Raw genomic sequence first — 18,574 nt, 5'->3', positions numbered from 1 at the left:
AGAAATATATCACTTCTAGGAGGGAAAGATTCATGAGTTCTAAAAAAATTAATCTGTCAACACAATATGTTCTAAAGGCATTGATAGTATTTATGATATTAGTCCTATATATTGTAAATATAGAAGAATTTGGTTTTAAGGAGTATAAACCTATTATTTCTAGGATCTATAGTATAGGATTGCTTTCCTATTATATTATTGGATTAATAAGAAAGAATGAAGAAATTGATGAATCTGCAGAGAAAATACTAAGTAAAGTAAATAAAATATGTCTAAACATGACTCTTGCAGGATGAATATTTTTATTTCTTCTTCTTGGGGAACCAATATACAATGAAATAGTTATTCCACGAGATACCATTGGACTCCTAATGCTAATCATGCTATTTATAATTGTAAGCCTCAGGGCAATTCTATTTTACTATTATGACAGAAAGGGATTATAAAATGTCGACTTTAAAAACCAATTTAAAAGAATATAGAGAGAATAAGAATATGACACAAGGGCAATTGGCTGAATTAGTTGGTGTAAGACGTGAAACCATTGTACACTTGGAAAACGGAAAATATAACCCTTCTTTGAAATTAGCTATGGATATCTCCAAGGTATTTAAAGTTACAGTAGAAGATTTATTTGAATTTGTAGACTAGGACTGTTACATATATAATATGTAACAGTCCTATACATACATCTTATACTCCTAATTAATCTTATTTTATTATATTCACATACTATTAAAATAAAATAATTACAACTATAAAGGGATTGATAGTTATTTATTATGACCATCAATCCCTTTAAAATAAATTTCTATTTAGCTTTTTCTAATGCATTGTTAACTGCAGATATGATTCCCTTGCTAGAATTTGTAGCTCCTGTTACAGTGTCTACATTAGAGGAACCATTATTTTCTATTATTCCTGAAATAATATGTTCTACAGCTGAACCAAAAATTTCCTTAGTATCATTTTGTTCAAGTATTTCAACATTTGATACTTTACCTTTATCTACAGTAACTAGTACTTTAATAGTTGAAGCATGACCTTTACCCTCTCCCTCATATTTACCATCTTTATAAGTTAAAGTTTTAGTATCTGCTTTATCTTCTTTATCATTATTGTCTGCATTATTAGATATCTCGGTTTTATCTTCCCATACAACTACCTTGGCAGTTTCCCTTGTTTCTGTTGCTGCTGCATTCCCAGCGGCTCTTCCAAATACAAATGCTTGTAAAAGCCCATTTCCTGACATATAACCAGGGCCTGCTGTATCAGAAAATCCTTCCATTACTCCACCAGCAGCATATAATCCTTTTATAAGACTTCCGTCTTCTCTAAGAACATGTCCTGCAACATCGGTAACTAGTCCCCCTTGAGTATGTCTCAAGTCAGCTGTTATTTTTATAGCATAATAAGGTCCATTAAAATTTGTTGGAAGATTTGTTCTGTTAAATCTGTCCTCACCTTTTTCTATTCCCTTTTTATATTCATCAAAAGTATTTAAAAGAGTTTTTTCCTCCACTTGCAGTTTAGATGCTAATTCTTCAGGGGTTTTTGCAGAGATAACAATTCCCTTTTCCATATATTCATTAAATTTTGCAGTTTTATCTGCATTTTCTTTGTTAAATACCATATATACATGACTAGTTGGCTGAGCTAAAACATGAGGTGAAAGCTCAGAATATCCCATATGCTCATTAGTAAATCTATCACCTAAAGTATTGACTAATATTCCTCCTCTATATAGGATAAATAAATCCATACTTCCCCCAAACTCCTCACTATATACACCATGACCTTGATATGATTTCATATTTGCAGTATTAGCCCCAAGATCCATTCCCCATAAAATACCATCTCCAGTTGCTCCTGGTGCAACTAATTTAAAAGCATTTTTCATTTCAGGGATATATTTTTCTATCATCTCTGGATTTGCACCATATCCACTAGTTGCTAGAATAGTATTTTCAGCATTAATTCTAATTACCTTGCCATCAGAAGTTTTTGCATAAGCTCCTAAAACTTCACCATCTTTTTCTATAAGTCCTGTTCCAGGAGTATTTAACATAACTGTAATGTTTTCATCATTTTCTACAGTTTCAATTATCTTTTCAGTCATCCCTTTACCTTTACCATCTGCTATATGCATACGATAATTAGATTGTCCATAATATAAGTAATCAGTTATAAGTGTCATTTTTACTCCTAATGATTCAAGCCACTCAACAACATCTTTTGCATTTTCTGCCACAGTATATACCAAATCTTTTCTTACACTATAAGAACTAGGCCTAAAGATATCTCTTGCAAAAAGATCTACATTATCTACTATACCTGCTTCTTCTTGCTGTTTTGTTCCAGAAGCAGGTACTATTCCTCCAGACATAAGAGTAGCTCCTCCTAAGTATCCTACTTTTTCAATTAATATAACCTTCTTTCCATTCTCAGAAGCTGTCAATGCAGAGGTTAAACCAGCACCGCCTCCTCCAATAACCAATACATCAGTATCAAAAGTTTCATCAACTTTAACTTCATTGCTATTTTCTTGTCCCTCAGTCTGAGGTTTAACTGTATCATTAGGTTTGCAACCTACACCTAAAGAGAGTACTAAGAAAGTAGCAAGAATTAATGATAAGATTTTTTTCATTTTCATCTCTCCTCAATCATATTTTGTTTGTATTTTAACAACTTGTTTCATTATAACATAACTTTTTATATTGAGAAGAATTTTGTCGAATTTTTGATTTTTGGTAATTTTCTAAATTTCTTTCTTAAGTTTTCTGTTCTTTTCGTCAACAAACTTTAGATGCCGTTATGTTACAATAGAAGATTTTAATAATCTGCTTGCTTGACTACCTATAAATGGATGATATATTCATATGTACTTAGAAATATGTTAATCAAGGGGTGATTAGAATGTTATTTGACAGAAAAAATATGACTAAAAGTTTAATGATTATTTTATCAATTATCTTTGTTTTTAGTATTACTTCTGATGCAAGACCATCTAATTTAAAATCTCCAATAAGACCTCCATTGGAATCTCAAGATATTATTTCTAGAAGCTTAGAATCAAAGATTGACACTGGGAAAGTTTGTGAATATTGTAATGATACTATTTATAAAGGAATTGATAAAATACATAGTAGAACTTATATAGCTGGCAGTAGATGTTATCATTGTAATAGAGTAAGTGGTACTCATACAACTAAGGTATATACCCGCAGAAAAGTTTCAACGTGTTTGAATGGATGCACTTATAGTACTATAGAATATAATAGAGACTGTCTTAAGATGTCATCTTAGGACAGTCTCTATTTATTATTTTAACATCAATTCTTCTAATTTTAATGGCTCAATATATTCTCCATCTTTGTAAGCCCTCATATTTCCACCAGAGATTTCATCTATTAGTGCTATATGATTATCCTCTCCAACCCTACCAAATTCAAATTTAATATCATATAATTCCATATCCTTTTTAGCCAGTTCATCCTTGACTACTTGACTAATTTTTTTAGTTAAATCAGATAAAGTTTTATATTCTTCTTTGGTCATTATACCTAGCATCTCTAGCCCTTCATCAGTTATTAGAGGGTCATTTCTATCATCATCCTTTAAAGTAACCTCTACATAAGCGTCCAGTGGTTGGCCTTCTGTTGCATACATTCCATATCTTCTTAGGAAACTACCTACTGCTCTATATCTACAGATTACTTCTACACCTTTCCCAAACATCTTTGCCGGTAATACTGTCATGGTAGCATTTTCTATATCTGCATCTACATAATGAGTTGGTATCCCCATATCATTTAATTTTTCAAAGAAAAATTTAGTTAGCCTAAGTCCAGCCTTACCTACCCCTTCTATACTTAATCCTACAGTATTGGCTCCTGGGTCAAAGACTCCATCAGTTCCTGTTACATCATCCTTGAATTTTAATAAATAGTTTCCATTTTCTAATTCATAAACATCCTTAGTTTTTCCTTTATAAACTAAATTCATAATATTAACTCCTTTATATAAAGTTTTTCTACTATATATTAATATATAGTTTTTACAAAAATATATCAAGGCATACTGCAAAGAAAATAAGTATCAAAAATGATGTCATTTTTGATACTTATTGGTTAAATAAATTATTGTGCCTTTACTGTTTTATTTCCTTTTACCTTTACAAGGAATAGTACAATAGCTCCTATTGCTATAATAGCTCCTACAGGATATGCTATTGTTGTAGGTAGCTTAAATCCTTCTGGTGCTTGTAGAAGATACGTTGCTGATACTGCAGTCATAAAGGTTGCAGGGATACTTGTCATCCAATGACTCTTATTATTTTTAACTAAATAAGCCGCTGCTGCCCATAAAACTATCATTGCCAATGTTTGATTTGACCATGCAAAATATCTCCAGATTATATTAAAATCTATTCTTGTTAATCCAAATGCAATGACAAATAAAGGTAAAGCCAAGATTAATCTCTTCTTTACAGGTCCTTGCTCATATTTTATAGAATCTGCTATAGTAAGTCTTGCTGATCTAAAAGCTGTATCTCCCGAAGTAATAGGACAAGCTATAACTCCTAACATAGCTAATATTCCACCAATAGGTCCTAAAAGTGAAGTTGAAATAGTATTTACTACTCCACCAGGTCCACCACCATTAGCTAAAGCATCTTGTAATCCTGGAATTCCATCAAAGAACACCATTGCTGCTGCTGCCCAAATCATAGCAATAACACCTTCTGCTATCATAGAGCCATAAAATATTCTTCTACCATAACTTTCCTTAGTGGTACATCTAGCCATCATTGGTGATTGAGTAGCATGGAAACCACTAATGGCACCACAAGCTATTGTTGTAAATAGAATTGCCCATATTGGTAATCCTGCTGGATGTAGACTTGATACTGTAAAGGCTGGTAATTGGTATCCTTTTATTAATATCATAGTACCAATGCCAAATGCCATTGTAAGTAATGCCAAACCAAATAGTGGATAAATCTTGCCTATTATCTTATCTACAGGTAATATTGTCGCTAGGAAATAATAAATAAATACCAATGCTAACCAGATATCTGCATTACCAAGTCCAAATAATTTAATATTAGCCATTAAGTTAGCTGGACCTGTCATAAATACTGTACCTACTAAAATAAGTAATATGACAGAAAATACTCTCATTATCTTTCTTGCACCTTCACCTAAATAAATTCCAACTATTTCAGATATAGACTGTCCATCATGTCTTATGGAAAGCATACCTGAATAATAATCATGAACTGCCCCTGCGAATACAGAACCTAATGCTATCCATACAAATGCCATAGGTCCAAATAATGCCCCTTGTACAGCCCCAAATATAGGTCCTAATCCTGCAATATTTAATAACTGGATTAAGAAAATTCTTGGCCAGCTCATAGGAACAAAATCGATACCGTCTTCAAGTCTTGTAGCTGGTGTTTCTATGGTATCATCAGCTCCAAAATGATTGTCAACTACTTTTCCATAGACAAAGTATCCTACTATAAGTATAATAATTCCAATAATAAATTGTATCACTAAAAAAACCTCCTTATATTATTTTTGTTTCATTATAATAATACAATAATAAAATATAATTTATTCATCTTTTTAGATAAGAGGTTATATTTAATACCTAAGATGCAGGTTTTGAAGTTGAAATGCATTTCACTCAATATTCATAATCTCTTTGAAGTTTTTTGAATAATACCTGCTTACTGGAATTACTTCTTTACTATTTTTTAGATTAATATTATAAGTAGAGTTAAACCATGGTTCTATGGACTCTATATAGTTTAAGTTTACTATATACGATTTGTGAGATCTGAAAAAGTTTGGAGAATCTAGCTTCTCCATTAGATCATTTAAAGTATAATTTGTTTCAAATTTTCCCTTGTTACTGACAATTATAGTGCTTTTATCTTCTATTGTTGCATATATAATATCTTTTATCTCTATGGGAATAAGTTTATTATTATAATAAAGTGATAACCTTTTATGAGTTGTATGAGCATTAGATTTTATACTTTGAATTAATTTATGCAATTTATTATAATCAAATTTTTCTTTATCTTCATTAAAAATTATATTCTCTAGTCTTTTTTCTAACCTTTCCTCAGATATGGGCTTTAATAAATAATCTATTGCATTTACTTCAAAAGCCTCTATTGCAAATTGATCATATGCAGTTACAAATATTATCATTGGTTTATAATCTTCATGTAATAATTTTCTAGCAACATCTATACCGCTCATCTGTGGCATTTGAATATCTAAAAAAACAATATCTGGTTTAAGTTTTTTGATTAATTCCAAAGCTTCTATACCATGAGAAGCTTCTCCTGCTACTTCTACTCCTTCTATACCGCTTAAAATATATAATAGTTCTTGTCGAGCAGGCATTTCATCATCTACAATTAAACATCTTAACAAATTAACCATCTCCTTAAAATTTAGGAATTACCATAGTAACAGTAGTTCCCTTATTAATTTCAGATTCAATAATTAATCCATATTCCTTTCCATATTTGTTTTTTAATCTTTCATTTACATTTATAAGTCCAATACTTTCCTTGTTACAATTTTCTTCAAATAAGGAATCTAAACATTCCTTAGGTATTCCAACTCCATCATCTTTTACAATTAATTCTGTTTCCATATCATTATCCCTTGCAATTATTTCAACCTTTCCTCCCTCAATCTTACCTAGAACCCCATGTTTTATTGCATTTTCTACTATAGGCTGAAGAAGCAATGGTGGAAGTTTACAATCAATGTTTTCTGGGACATTATAGACAATCTTTAATTTATCTCCAAATCTTGCCTTTTCAATTTCAACATAAGAATTTATATGTTCTATTTCCTTATATAAGTTCACAACTTCTGTTTCTTGCTGTAAATTGTTTCTAAAATAATTACCAAGATGGATTAAAAGCCTACGAGCATTATCTGGTTGGGTTCTAGTCAATGACACTATAGTATTTATAGCATTAAATAGAAAGTGAGGATTTATCTGAGCCTGTAAAGCCTTTAATTCTGCTCTAGACAATAACTCTCTTTGGTGGTCTATCTTACTTAGTTCTATTTGAGTAGAAAACATTTTAGCTAAGCCTAATGCCAATTCCACATCTACTTTCGTTATAGAATTTTCCTGCCCTTTATATAGTTTTAAAGTTCCTATAACCTTATCTTCTTCTCTAATAGGTACAATTACAGCAGATTTTAATGGACAATTACTATAATCACATCCTATTTCTCTTTCAGTATTTGCTACTATATATTCCTTAGTTAATAAGGTTTCTCTTGTTAAACTGGTCTTTATAGGAGTTCCCACTAAATGGTGGTCTGCCCCTATACCAATATGAGCTAATATCTTTTCTGTATCAGTAAATGCAACAGCTTTAATTTTAGTCATATTATAAATTATCTTTGCCGTATCCCTTGCTGTATCTTCATTATATCCTTTTCTAAAATATGCAAAAGTTCTATCAGCAATTTTTAAAGTCAGTTGAGCCTGATATGCAGCTTCATTTTCTATCTCTTTAAAGATGGTATCCGTTATAGCAATAAATGCGGCTATACCTATTCCATTTCCTATAATCATTGGAATCCCTATTACTTTAACTAAATTCACTGCATCAGAAAATGGTCTTGCCACCAAGAGAATTATTAGCATTTGCATTACCTCGGCTATTGCCCCAGATACCAACGCAAAAGTTATTCTATATGGACTATTTTCAAATTTGTTTTTCAATAATCCTGCCATAATACCTTCTGATAATGTTGACATACCACAAGCAATAGCCGTAAAACCTCCAATATCTATTAAAAATCTATGACCTCCTGCAATAACACCTGATAGAACTCCAACTAAAGGTCCTCCAAGTAGTCCTCCTACAAAAACACCAATAACTCTAGAATTTACTAATGCACCTTTTAAATGTATTCCCGTATAAGTTCCTATTATTCCAAAAAAACCAAAAATAATAGATAGCAATAATTTATCTTTAATATCTATATTTTCCTTTGAAACTAGCTTTCTAAATAATCCAACCTTTGAAAGAAACAGTGCCAAAACTAATATAACTCCAACTCTATTGGATAAGTTTTTAAGTAAAATTATTAACACAAAAACACCTCTTTAAATATTTACTTCATCATTAGTATATCATATTTAATTTATTGAAAAAACAAAAAGACAACTTGTATTTAACAGTCAAATTGTCTTTTTCCATGCTTATTTACTTATCTATTTCTTCTTTTATAGTTACTTCCTTTCATTAAATCTACATTTCTAATATGGAAATAATTTCTGTTTCTATAGATTTCTGTGCTCTTTCCATTGTATTCAAATCTCTACTTAAATCCGATAATATACTCTCTACTCGATTATATGCATCATCTACATTTGATATAGATTCATTTATCTTTGATTGTACAAACCAATCAGCAAATAATCCATCGAAGAAAAAGTCTGCAAACTTGGCAAAAGATCCTATGTTTACTTCAATATCTGTAAACTGGTTTACATCTGCCAATTCTTTCTGAAATCTCTTTAGATGATGCTGTACATCATAGGAAAGCTTATTAGCATCATCTATTTTAGAATGTTTTATAATATCTGTAAAAAATCCGCCACCTAACATATCCCAGACTCCCCAACTATGAGCAGACTCTAGAGGCTGCCTTATATCTAAGAGTGCCTTTGATGCATTTTCTCCAGCATTTATAGCTTCTTTTACCTCTTTTATATCTAGTTTTAATTCATTTAATTTATCTAATAAGCTACGAAGTCTTCTTCCTACATGAGTATCATCATTTATTAACATTTCTTGCTTTTCCTTTATGGCTTTTTCATATTCTTGTTTTACTCCCGAATATTTCATTAACTCTTTATTACATTTTTCAATCTCATTTTCTAGTTCTTTTATGGCTAAAACACATTCATCATATTTAATTTTAGCAGCTAAGAATTCTTTCCTTTCTTTATCTAATTTATCTTCTTTTTTTCCAATGAGATTAAAGAAAAATGAACTTAAACTCATACCCTCAAGTTTAAATACATCCTTTTCTTCTTTTTTTAGTGTTTCTTTTAGAACCTCTAAAGACTGATTTTTCTTTTTTAACTCCTCAATGGCAATAGACTTTAATGAATCTAATTTTTCTTTAGAGCGAAGCCTTTCTTTTAAATCATAAATCTCTTCACTGATATCTTTATACATCCATATCACCCCAATACCTTATTTGTTTAAATTATAACATAAAAGGGGCTGTTTAATAACTTATTTATCAGTTATGAAAGGAGTTCCCAAACTTAATGTGATTTAAACCTTCTTTCATTTCACTTGTTAAATTATTATATCTTATTAATTCCTCATCCCTTAATTGATAAGAACCGTCTTCATAATATGTCCCAACATTTTCAATTGATACCCCATAGCTACTTATTGATGGTATTAAGATTATTAATGCAAATAACTTTCTATTCATAGATTATTTATTATTTTTTTGTAAAACATACGATTTGTGGTATATACTATTATAAAAGATAATTAGATGAATTATTCAAATAATTCTAATAATTCATTAAAATCATAGCCATCTTTTTGTAATATGTGAATTCATTATGAAAAGTAATTACATTAATTTAAGTAAAAATATTTTATATGTATCATAGGTAGGAGGAATATATATGAGAATCTTTAAAACTTTATTTTTATTTGTTATGATAATTATTTTATCTTCCTGCAGTAAAACAAAAATTAATATTTATAATGAAATTCTTGATGAAAAACAAGTAGAAAAAATGAAAATAGATACTGATTTAATAAAATTTGATGATTTTGAAATTATAGAAGACTATAATTGGCTTATACTTTTAGCCTTAGATGAAAAAACAATGGAATCAGAGAATAGGGATATTGCTGAACAAAGAGAAAATAAAAAGATAGAAGAAGAACTTTTTAAAATGATGAAAGAAGCTAATGTAGATATCAATGGGATGAATTTAGTAATCAACAAGAATGGCTTTTTAGTCTTCTGGAATAAAAACATTGGAAAAATTTATTTATATGATACTGATAAAAAGTCCTTACAATTCTTGTTAGATACTTATATAGTCCAAAATGAAATATCCCATGAAAAACTTGTTTTCTTAGCAAACACAAATGAAAATACCCTTTATTTAGCAAATGAAAATTATTTATATCTATTTAATCATGAAGGAAGGCAAATGCAGTCAAAAAAGATTCCAGAAAATTTTAACATATCAACTTTAAGAGATAATTTTGCTGTATTGACAAAAGAAGAAAAGTTATACATATATTTATATAGCAGTGATTCTATAAAATATGTATTTCAAAATGATTCTTCTCCTTATTATTATAATGAATATTTAATACTTCAAAAAGGTAATATGATTTATTGTATAGATTTTTTGAATAATAAAATATACCCTTATAAAGAGGAAAATATTGAATCTATGCAAGTATTAGTTATTCCTGGAAGTGATAAAATCACAATTATTGATAATGAAAACTTAAACAAAGCACCTAAAAAATATAAAATAAGACTACCAAAATTATAATTTTATTCTATGAATCTTTTTCTTTCATCCCTTCCTCCAGCTTTAATAATTATTTAGTTTATTAACAATAATATTTATATTATCTTTATCTGATAAATCAAAATTACTGTCTATATAGAATATTTCATTATTCTTTAATAAAATTATACTTCTAGTAAAATCATAATCCATAAAAAAAGCCTCATCAAAATAATCATAATACATATCTGCAGGAATTGCCGTTCTTCTGTATCTTTTAGTATCTTTTTCAATCATTCCATCAAATACATATTTAGCCATCTTATTATTTATAGCCTTTATATATTGAGTTCTTACATAATCTCTATTCCCATCTGAGGACTCTTCATAATAGGTAGATATCTTAGGCAGTAATATACTTCCTTCCCTATAAAAATTTGAATAATCAATTTCCCTTTGGTTAAAATCATTTAAAGTAAGACCTTTATATCCTTCTCTCAATTCTTCTGTTTCCCCTGCATCATATAATTTAGGAATAATTATATTAACCCCTATTACCACTAAAACAATAAGAACTCCAAATAATACTACGTTTCTATCCTTACTTCTTTTTTTCTTATTTTTATTTTTTCTAAATAAAGTTCCTGCTGTAATACCTATGATTACAGGCAATAATGAAAGAGCTCCTTGAAAGTTCCCATTGACCAAATCAGTAATTAATGCAGCTATAGTTAAAACTGCAAATAACAACGCTGGATATAAAAGGGAAAATGTTCTAAATTTTAAATATTTATAATTTATTTTAGGTAGTTTTTCCCCATTTTTAATAGCCACCTTAGCTCGAAATATCCAAAAACCATGTGAAAATATATAAACAACCACAGGTATGATGAATATTAAACTCATTATTGTAATAATCATATCTGAATTGGATTTTAGTCTATTATAATCAACTGGGAATAAGCTACGTGAACTCCTAACAAAAATAAAAAGACAAACTATATATACAATTATTTCAAATAATAAAGATTTATTTATTATGGATTGTTTTTTTCTGTCATCAGTTTGAATGGGCAGTAAATTATCTTCCTTTTGTGAATAAAAAACTTGAATTTTATCAGAAGCTGTTAAAAAATTCCAACCCGAATTTATATATAGATTTCTATATCTCACTACATCTTCATTATGAGGATAGTCAAAAACTGAAAGCTTAGGAAGTAAATCTACACAAAACTTCAACTCTTGGGGCTTTGTCCTCTTATACCTAATTGAATATTCACCAATCTTATCTAACATCCAGCCTTTTTTAGCCATTTCTTCAAAATGTTCTTCCATTGTACTAATATCAGATGCTGAAAATGCAAATAATTCTCTTTTTATATTGGTCATTGTCCCTTCACCCCTAATAGTATATTATCAATGTCCATTTAATATTTGTGTTGTTAATATATTATAATATCATGAATTAGTAAATAAAAAAACTTTATTTATACTGTTTTTTATTATATTAATCTTTACATTTATATATAAATACTATATTTCCTATGTAAGCTATGATTATAAAGGAAGATTTAAACTTAAAAAAACTATATTAGAGCCTTACAAAATTTTATATAAAAAAGGTTGAGCCAAATTGCTCAACCTTCTTTATAACTTATTACTTATTTAAAACCAAGGAAGTGCCTTTATTATCATAGATACCACTATTGTTGTGACTCCCATGGAGGTTACATTTCCAATAGTTGGATGATAATCTTCTGGCAGTTTATCACAGAAATACTCTGCTAAAGGTGGTCCTATTATACCTCCTAATATACCTGCAGTAACAGCTACTCCCACCGATGAACCAAACATCAAAACACAAGCTGGTCCAACACTTACTACTGGTACATAGGTTCCGTACCATCCTTTTTCAACATATTTGTTAAAGTATAAAAATACTCCTACTGATGATCCAACAAACTGGGATAATATAATTGCTGGGATTGCACCTGAAGCATAGGCACCATGGTTTATATTTAATATCCAGTCTAAAGAAGCTCCTATTATAATAAATAATCCAGCTATTTCATTTCCATAAAATTGAGCTTCAGAGAAATCTGCTAAAACTCTCCTTACGGACCATAATGGCTTCTCCATTTCCCTTAGAGCTTCTTCTTGTGATTTCACTGGTCTATTTAATGTCTTGGATGGTACCTTTTTCATCCATGGCAGTGCCTTAGCTATACCACAAACTAATACTCCAGTTATTGCCATAGTAAATACATTTGAAACTACTCCAGGTACTCCTAGGACAGGTATAATATTATTTGTTATCCAAAAAGCCACTGGAAAACCCATAACTCCTCCGAGAATAGAACCTGTGAGTAAAGCCTTTACACTTGGGCCATATAATAACATTATAGCTGGTGGAGCTCCTACTACTGTAATAAATGTTGGTAACCAAGTATATTCTCCATTTTCAAAGAAGGATGTAAAATTTAGAACAAATATTGCAATGAATAATGATAATAACTGAGATGCTAATACCCAAGGCCATAAATTTGAACCATAAGAAACATTGAAGCCTGCTAACCTGGAGTTTTTAACATCTAATCTCCAAGCTACAAATCCTCCTATAATTACTCCTAGAGAAGCAAAAAATCCTGCATAAAATTGAGCTTCTGTAAAATTCATTATATACCAAATAAGTTTATAAAATGGATTATGACCTGCATTAGCCACTATTATATTATAATCTAACCAACTACTTTGAATAGTTATACTGCTTAAAACAAAATATATTAAAAATCCTATTCCAAGTGATATAACAAGACCTGTTAACGAACCTGCATTGTATTGCTTCTTATTAGTTTTCATATTTTCCATATTAATCCTCCAATCTTAGCAGCTAACAATATAAGAAATATAAAATTTTGTCATTCTTTCTATTGATTCTATTTTTATCCTTTCGTTCTTCTGATGACACATATTTTCCTCACCAGGTCCTAGTATTACAAAAGGAATATTGTGATAAGGGATAAGTTGTGAAGCATCAGTATAAAAATTTATGCCTTTAAGCTTCACTTGGTAAGATAATTTCTCATATACAGATATTATCTCTTTTATAAAATTATCTTCTTCATCCATGGTTAAAGGAGGTCTGTTGTTATCTATTTCTACATCTATAGTCATCCCTTGGTTTTCAATCTCCATGTCTTTAGCAATTCTATTAGCATTATTTATAATTTCTTCATGATTAAAACCTGGAATAGTTCTAATATCTAAAGTTGCATTTGCATTTTCAGGTATAATATTAGTTTTTACTCCTCCATTAATTGTAGTAGTTGCATAACTGGAGTTTCCTAATAAAGGATGCTTCTTTTCTAAATCTAAAGTATTCTTAAGCTTATTTATATACTCGTATAATTTTTCTATGGCATTTATTCCTAATTCGGGCTTAGAACCGTGGGAAGACTTCCCTTTTATATGGATACTTAACCATAAAGTTCCCTTCTCGCAAATGCCGATTTGTTCATCAGAAGGTTCTGCGATAAAAACTTTTGATATATCTTGCAATAATTCTTTATCTCTTAAAGTTCGTACTCCTAATCCTCCTGATTCTTCATCAGCTGTAAATACAAACTTTAATGTATGGGGAGGAGTTATGTTGTTTTCTATAAAGTATAGGGCTGTTAGTATCATCGCAGTAACTCCACCCTTCATATCAGAAGTACCTCTGCCATACATATAGCCATCCTCAATTACTCCATCAAAAGGAGGATGTATCCAACTGACCTCATCAGATACTGGTACAGTGTCTATATGCCCTATAAATCCAATTTTATCACGATTTTTCCCCTCTATTTCTATTACTAAGGATCCTCTATTATTTCCATGATCTACTATTTTATATTCTATATCCTGAGGGAAAAACTTTAGAATTTCATTTACTGCATCCATTTCATTTCCAGGTAGGTTAGTAGTATTTATACTAATCAGTCTTTTTAATATTTCTTTTATTCTGTCCATTACCTTAACTCCCCTCTTTTAAATCCGATTCTATCTTTTATATGAGAACATTACTAAGTCTCCTACTCCTATCCTCTTAACCATACCAAATTTACTTACAAATCCACCTGCTCCGCTACCACGTCTCACTGCCCTATTTTCAAAACCTACTACTTCTCCATTTACTATAGTATAAACTGCTGATTTTACTTCTCTATTGATAACAGTTATATTAGCTAAAGCACCTTTACCTAAATGACCTATTTTTTCAATCCACCAAGCATTACCTGTTCTTTCAGCTACCAATCTTGCTGGATTAGAAGTCATAGTGGCAATTGAACTACTTAAGTCTAAAACTCCCATTTCTGCTAATTCTAATATTGCTGGAATATTATCTCTTGTATCTCCAAAACCTTTCATTGTAGCATCGTTCTGTCCATCAGATATAAGAACATCTACTATTCCTTTTTCTAAAGCTTCATAAGCTAGTTGCTGAGATTTTTTAGGTAGAATAAGTCCTTCTCTACTTCCTCCACCTTCTCTTAACATTGTAGTTACAAACTCTCCAGTTATATTTTCATTTTTACATAAATCTATTACTGTCTTCATACCTTCTGCTGCTTCCATATGAGTACCGCATCCCGCAGCTGTTGTATGACCTAGATGAAGTGGTCTTCCTTTAGATAATTCAAATAATCTAATAGCATGATCTGGGTCCTGAGTATGAGTCATGTATAGTAGCTTAGCCTTAGAAGTTATTTCAAATATCTTCTCTATATTTTCATCAGACATTATAAAATGTCCCATATGGTCTTTAATTCCTACTACTAAAGGCGCTGTAGTATTAGTGATTGCATTTCTTGTCATTCTTGATGAAGCTGTTTCTACATCTAATTCACCTTTATATAACTTTATTAATTCATCTACTGATAACATGGTAGATAATACACTTGCTGCCCCTTGATATAAACCAATATTTACTGGTAATCCTCTATCTACCTCAGCTCCTAATAAAGCTGGTGCCATAAAAGTATTTCCTGCTCCAGGGGAAAGTCCCATTGTCACTCCATTAGCTACTGCGCCATAGATTGGGTCTGTACTTACTTCAAATAAATCTCCTAAGTGAAGGTGCATATCTACTATTCCTGGCACAACTAAAAGTCCTTCACAGTTTATTACCATATCTCCTTTTTCCGCGTAAATATCATTTCCTACTTCTACAATTTCATCATTTAGTATAGCCACATCTTGTACTTCTTCAATTCCATTTTTAGGGTCTACTACTAGTCCCCCTTTTAAAATAATTCTCCCTGTCTTTTCTAAATCCTTAAAAGGATCTGATAAGGTATCGTTTTTAACTGAAGCTAACACATCTTTTAACATACCTACTGTTGTTTTATACATGTCTTTTCCTCCTTGTTAACTTTTGGTTTAATACTATTATATAGTTAATAACCTATATACACACTGTTCCTAAGGTATAAAAAAGAAGACTATATTTTAGTCTTCATGTACAAAGAGTATTGGCTACTCATATTCATTAGTTTTAAACAGAACTCTATTTTAAACTTCTCCTCTCTATTGTTTAAATCTAAATTCATTATCTCACAAATCTTGCTAAATCTATATTTTATGGTATTGTAATGAATAAACATCTCTTCTGAAGTCTGTTTTAAATTCCAATCATTTTTTACTATAGTTCTTAATGTATTCATGTATTCTGAATTATTTTCAATATCATAGTCAATTATCTTCTTCAAATATTCTTCACAAAAACTATGGGCATCATCTTCAAGAGAAAGATTATAAAGCATTCTATAAACTCCTAGATTAGAATAAATATGAGTCTTATCTTCTTCATAAACTGTTCTACCTATTCTTACAGCTTTTTGAGCTTCTACAAAACTAATATATACATCTATAATAGACTCTTGATATGTCCCTATTCCTATAGAAACTGTAAATTTACTATTTTCCTTGACTTCTTCTCTTATTTCTTCTGAAACCTTTTCTAACTTTTCAAAAAAATCCTCCATAGAGCCTATATCTTGCTCCACTAGAAACACTATACTATCACTATATATTGTATAAAAACACTGTTTAAAGTTTCTTCTCATTTTAGAATTAACCAAACTGAATATTTTATTCTTCTCATTTTCTAGCTCCTGTGTGTTTTTTAAAGACATAAACTTCTCTTTAAAATTATCTATATCTACTATTAAACAAACAAGACCATTTTCTATTTTCCAACCATATAATGCTGCCCTATTATTTGCCTCTTCTACAGTCCTTATATTATTTATTATCAAATCTTGAATAAATTCATCCCTATATTTTTGCTCTATTTGATAATTTGATATCTCTTTTTGTATATTAAGTTTTAGTACTGTACTAGCATGCTCTATAGTTATATTGTCTAAATCCTCCAAAGAACTTTCTTCACTTTTTTTAAGAATCAAATATCCATAAATAGAATTACTTATTTGAACAGGATAACTATAATATTTATCTAAGATATTTTTAAGTCCTGTATCCTCAACATCTTCCTTGAGTTCATGAGAAGTACCCCTTATATAATTTCGATTAAAAACCAAATCTATGAATGCTATGTCTTTACCTAATATTTTATATAGTATATCCATTATGTCACTAGTACCCTTCCCCTGTATGACCATCTGTGTGAAGGTCTTATGTATATCTTCAGACATCATTAGTTTTTTAGCTTGAGTATTAACTATTCTTGAAAGAACAGGATTTATAATGTCTGTAAAAGCATACCATTTAGGAACATATATAATAGGGAAATTTAACTTATCTCCTGTTTCTTTTACCTCTTCTGGCAACATTTCAATAAATCTACCTATCTTTATTCCTAATGCTGCTGCTCCACGCTCATGTAATTTAATTACTAAATTTTTTAACTCTAAGGGATTGTCTTTCATTATATAACCTGTAGTAACTAAAAATTCTCCACCTTTCATCCAATTGTATATATCTGGAGCATCCATAATACTAACTGTACTTACAGTTTTGTTTAATCCTCCTTCACCTGCCAATATTTGAAAATCTTCGAATTGTTCTATTAGATTTTTAACCTTCATTTCCATATTACTCACCCCTCATAATAAAGTATCACCATCTCCTCAATCTTTATATCTTCAACAAAAATAAATTCCATAATGTAAATTATTCCTTTCGCCTAATTACTATCTTCTAATAAATCTAGTTTTTCTTTAAGTCATCTATATATACTAACTTTCTAAACATCTTGTGGGTTAATTATAACATAAAAAAACTCCCCTCTTAAAATCAGATTTTCTTTTCTAATCTAATCAACCTTAAGGGGAGAAAACTACCATATACTTTTTATATTATGTTGTCAAAAAATTTATTAAATAAGTCACTTCCTTTACCATATTTCCTCTAACAGGATAGCTATGCTCTCTATTAATCCATTCTAAGAGATATCCTCTGATTATCACAAAAATCATAGTTATAAGTTCCTTGGGGTCAATTTTAACTTTGAACTCACCATTATTAATACCCTCTATAATTATTTCTTCTAATATTCCATATAATCGTCTTCCTCTATTATAATCATTTCTAGTCATATGAGATCTCATAATTAATAAATTTGCATAATAGCCCCATTCTTCAACATAGATACCAAAATGATTTACAAAATCAACTATTTGTTCTGACACTGTAGGATGTTGTAAAATATTTTGTTGATTGACTAAAAAGAATTCATCCATTAAAAAAAACATCTCATCTACTATGGCATCTTTAGAATGGAAATAGTGATAGAAAGCTCCAATAGATATATTAGCAGCCTCACAAATATCCTTAACCGTTACATTTTTAAGTCCTTCTTCATCCATAAGATTTACAATAATATTTATTAACTCTTGTTTTCTTCTTACAGATCTCTCCATTTTATAGGACATATAAATATCACCACCTTACAAAAATTATATCATAATAAAAAAATAATTCCCTATGTTTTATAGAGAATTAT

The 18,574-nt window shown here is 29.8% G+C and carries 17 protein-coding genes; 4 read left to right on the top strand and 13 right to left on the bottom strand.

Features of this window, described 5'->3' with window-relative positions; translation table 11 throughout:
- The first annotated feature begins 32 nt into the window (after positions 1–32).
- The gene (locus RT714_RS06360) at positions 33–296 is read left to right on the top strand and encodes a hypothetical protein (protein WP_313756746.1); all 264 of its coding nucleotides are present in this window, start codon (positions 33–35) and stop codon (positions 294–296) included.
- Positions 297–447: 151 nt separating this feature from the next.
- Entirely contained in the window at positions 448–651 is a 204-nt protein-coding gene (locus RT714_RS06355; RefSeq protein ID WP_313756745.1) for a helix-turn-helix transcriptional regulator, read from the top strand.
- Between the two features lie 160 nt (positions 652–811).
- Here RT714_RS06355 and RT714_RS06350 read toward each other — a convergent pair whose 3' ends face one another.
- On the bottom strand, positions 812–2,647 hold the full coding sequence (locus RT714_RS06350; RefSeq protein WP_313756744.1) for an FAD-dependent oxidoreductase: 1,836 nt from the start codon (positions 2,645–2,647) through the stop codon (positions 812–814).
- 269 nt (positions 2,648–2,916) lie between these two features.
- Here RT714_RS06350 and RT714_RS06345 point away from each other — a divergent pair, with 269 nt between their 5' ends.
- On the top strand, positions 2,917–3,306 hold the full coding sequence (locus tag RT714_RS06345; RefSeq protein WP_313756743.1) for a hypothetical protein: 390 nt from the start codon (positions 2,917–2,919) through the stop codon (positions 3,304–3,306).
- Positions 3,307–3,321: 15 nt separating this feature from the next.
- Here the strand turns inward: RT714_RS06345 and RT714_RS06340 are convergent, their stop codons facing one another.
- The 6 genes from RT714_RS06340 to RT714_RS06315 all read right to left on the bottom strand — a co-directional run bounded on the left by RT714_RS06340 (position 3,322) and on the right by RT714_RS06315 (position 9,512).
- Positions 3,322–4,005 carry a phosphoribosylaminoimidazolesuccinocarboxamide synthase gene (locus RT714_RS06340; RefSeq protein WP_313756742.1) on the bottom strand — a complete coding sequence of 228 codons (684 nt, stop codon included), beginning with the start codon at positions 4,003–4,005 and terminating at the stop codon, positions 3,322–3,324.
- A gap of 134 nt (positions 4,006–4,139) precedes the next feature.
- Positions 4,140–5,561, bottom strand: a complete 1,422-nt coding sequence (locus RT714_RS06335; RefSeq protein WP_313756741.1) for a carbon starvation protein A — start codon at positions 5,559–5,561, stop codon at positions 4,140–4,142.
- Positions 5,562–5,690: 129 nt separating this feature from the next.
- Positions 5,691–6,455 (bottom strand): LytTR family DNA-binding domain-containing protein, encoded by a 765-nt coding sequence (locus tag RT714_RS06330; protein WP_313756740.1) that lies wholly within the window; start codon positions 6,453–6,455, stop codon positions 5,691–5,693.
- Positions 6,456–6,468: 13 nt separating this feature from the next.
- The gene (locus RT714_RS06325) at positions 6,469–8,151 is read right to left on the bottom strand and encodes a sensor histidine kinase (RefSeq protein ID WP_313756739.1); all 1,683 of its coding nucleotides are present in this window, start codon (positions 8,149–8,151) and stop codon (positions 6,469–6,471) included.
- A gap of 157 nt (positions 8,152–8,308) precedes the next feature.
- Positions 8,309–9,244 carry a hypothetical protein gene (locus RT714_RS06320; protein WP_313756738.1) on the bottom strand — a complete coding sequence of 312 codons (936 nt, stop codon included), beginning with the start codon at positions 9,242–9,244 and terminating at the stop codon, positions 8,309–8,311.
- A gap of 67 nt (positions 9,245–9,311) precedes the next feature.
- Complete coding sequence (locus RT714_RS06315) at positions 9,312–9,512, bottom strand: hypothetical protein (RefSeq protein ID WP_313756737.1); 201 nt, start codon at positions 9,510–9,512, stop codon at positions 9,312–9,314.
- Positions 9,513–9,714: 202 nt separating this feature from the next.
- Here RT714_RS06315 and RT714_RS06310 point away from each other — a divergent pair, with 202 nt between their 5' ends.
- Entirely contained in the window at positions 9,715–10,608 is an 894-nt protein-coding gene (locus tag RT714_RS06310; protein WP_313756736.1) for a hypothetical protein, read from the top strand.
- A gap of 42 nt (positions 10,609–10,650) precedes the next feature.
- Here the strand turns inward: RT714_RS06310 and RT714_RS06305 are convergent, their stop codons facing one another.
- The 6 genes from RT714_RS06305 to RT714_RS06280 form a co-directional block, all read right to left on the bottom strand.
- The gene (locus RT714_RS06305; protein WP_313756735.1) at positions 10,651–11,955 is read right to left on the bottom strand and encodes a DUF2812 domain-containing protein; all 1,305 of its coding nucleotides are present in this window, start codon (positions 11,953–11,955) and stop codon (positions 10,651–10,653) included.
- A gap of 276 nt (positions 11,956–12,231) precedes the next feature.
- Positions 12,232–13,434, bottom strand: coding sequence for a hypothetical protein (locus RT714_RS06300; RefSeq protein ID WP_313756734.1), 1,203 nt, complete (start codon positions 13,432–13,434; stop codon positions 12,232–12,234).
- Between the two features lie 15 nt (positions 13,435–13,449).
- A complete protein-coding gene (locus RT714_RS06295) occupies positions 13,450–14,577 on the bottom strand; it encodes a M20 family metallopeptidase (protein WP_313756733.1) in 1,128 nt (375 codons plus the stop codon).
- 30 nt (positions 14,578–14,607) lie between these two features.
- Positions 14,608–15,960, bottom strand: coding sequence for an amidohydrolase family protein (locus RT714_RS06290; protein ID WP_313756732.1), 1,353 nt, complete (start codon positions 15,958–15,960; stop codon positions 14,608–14,610).
- 89 nt (positions 15,961–16,049) lie between these two features.
- A complete protein-coding gene (locus tag RT714_RS06285; protein ID WP_313756731.1) occupies positions 16,050–17,663 on the bottom strand; it encodes a PucR family transcriptional regulator ligand-binding domain-containing protein in 1,614 nt (537 codons plus the stop codon).
- Positions 17,664–17,927: 264 nt separating this feature from the next.
- On the bottom strand, positions 17,928–18,491 hold the full coding sequence (locus tag RT714_RS06280) for a TetR/AcrR family transcriptional regulator (RefSeq protein WP_313756730.1): 564 nt from the start codon (positions 18,489–18,491) through the stop codon (positions 17,928–17,930).
- Positions 18,492–18,574 lie beyond the last annotated feature (83 nt).

The organism is Tissierella sp. (genome assembly GCF_032104385.1).
Lineage (GTDB): Bacteria > Bacillota > Clostridia > Tissierellales > Tissierellaceae > Tissierella.
Note: the sequence above shows the minus strand (reverse complement) of the source record. Positions and strands in the feature narration are given on the sequence as shown.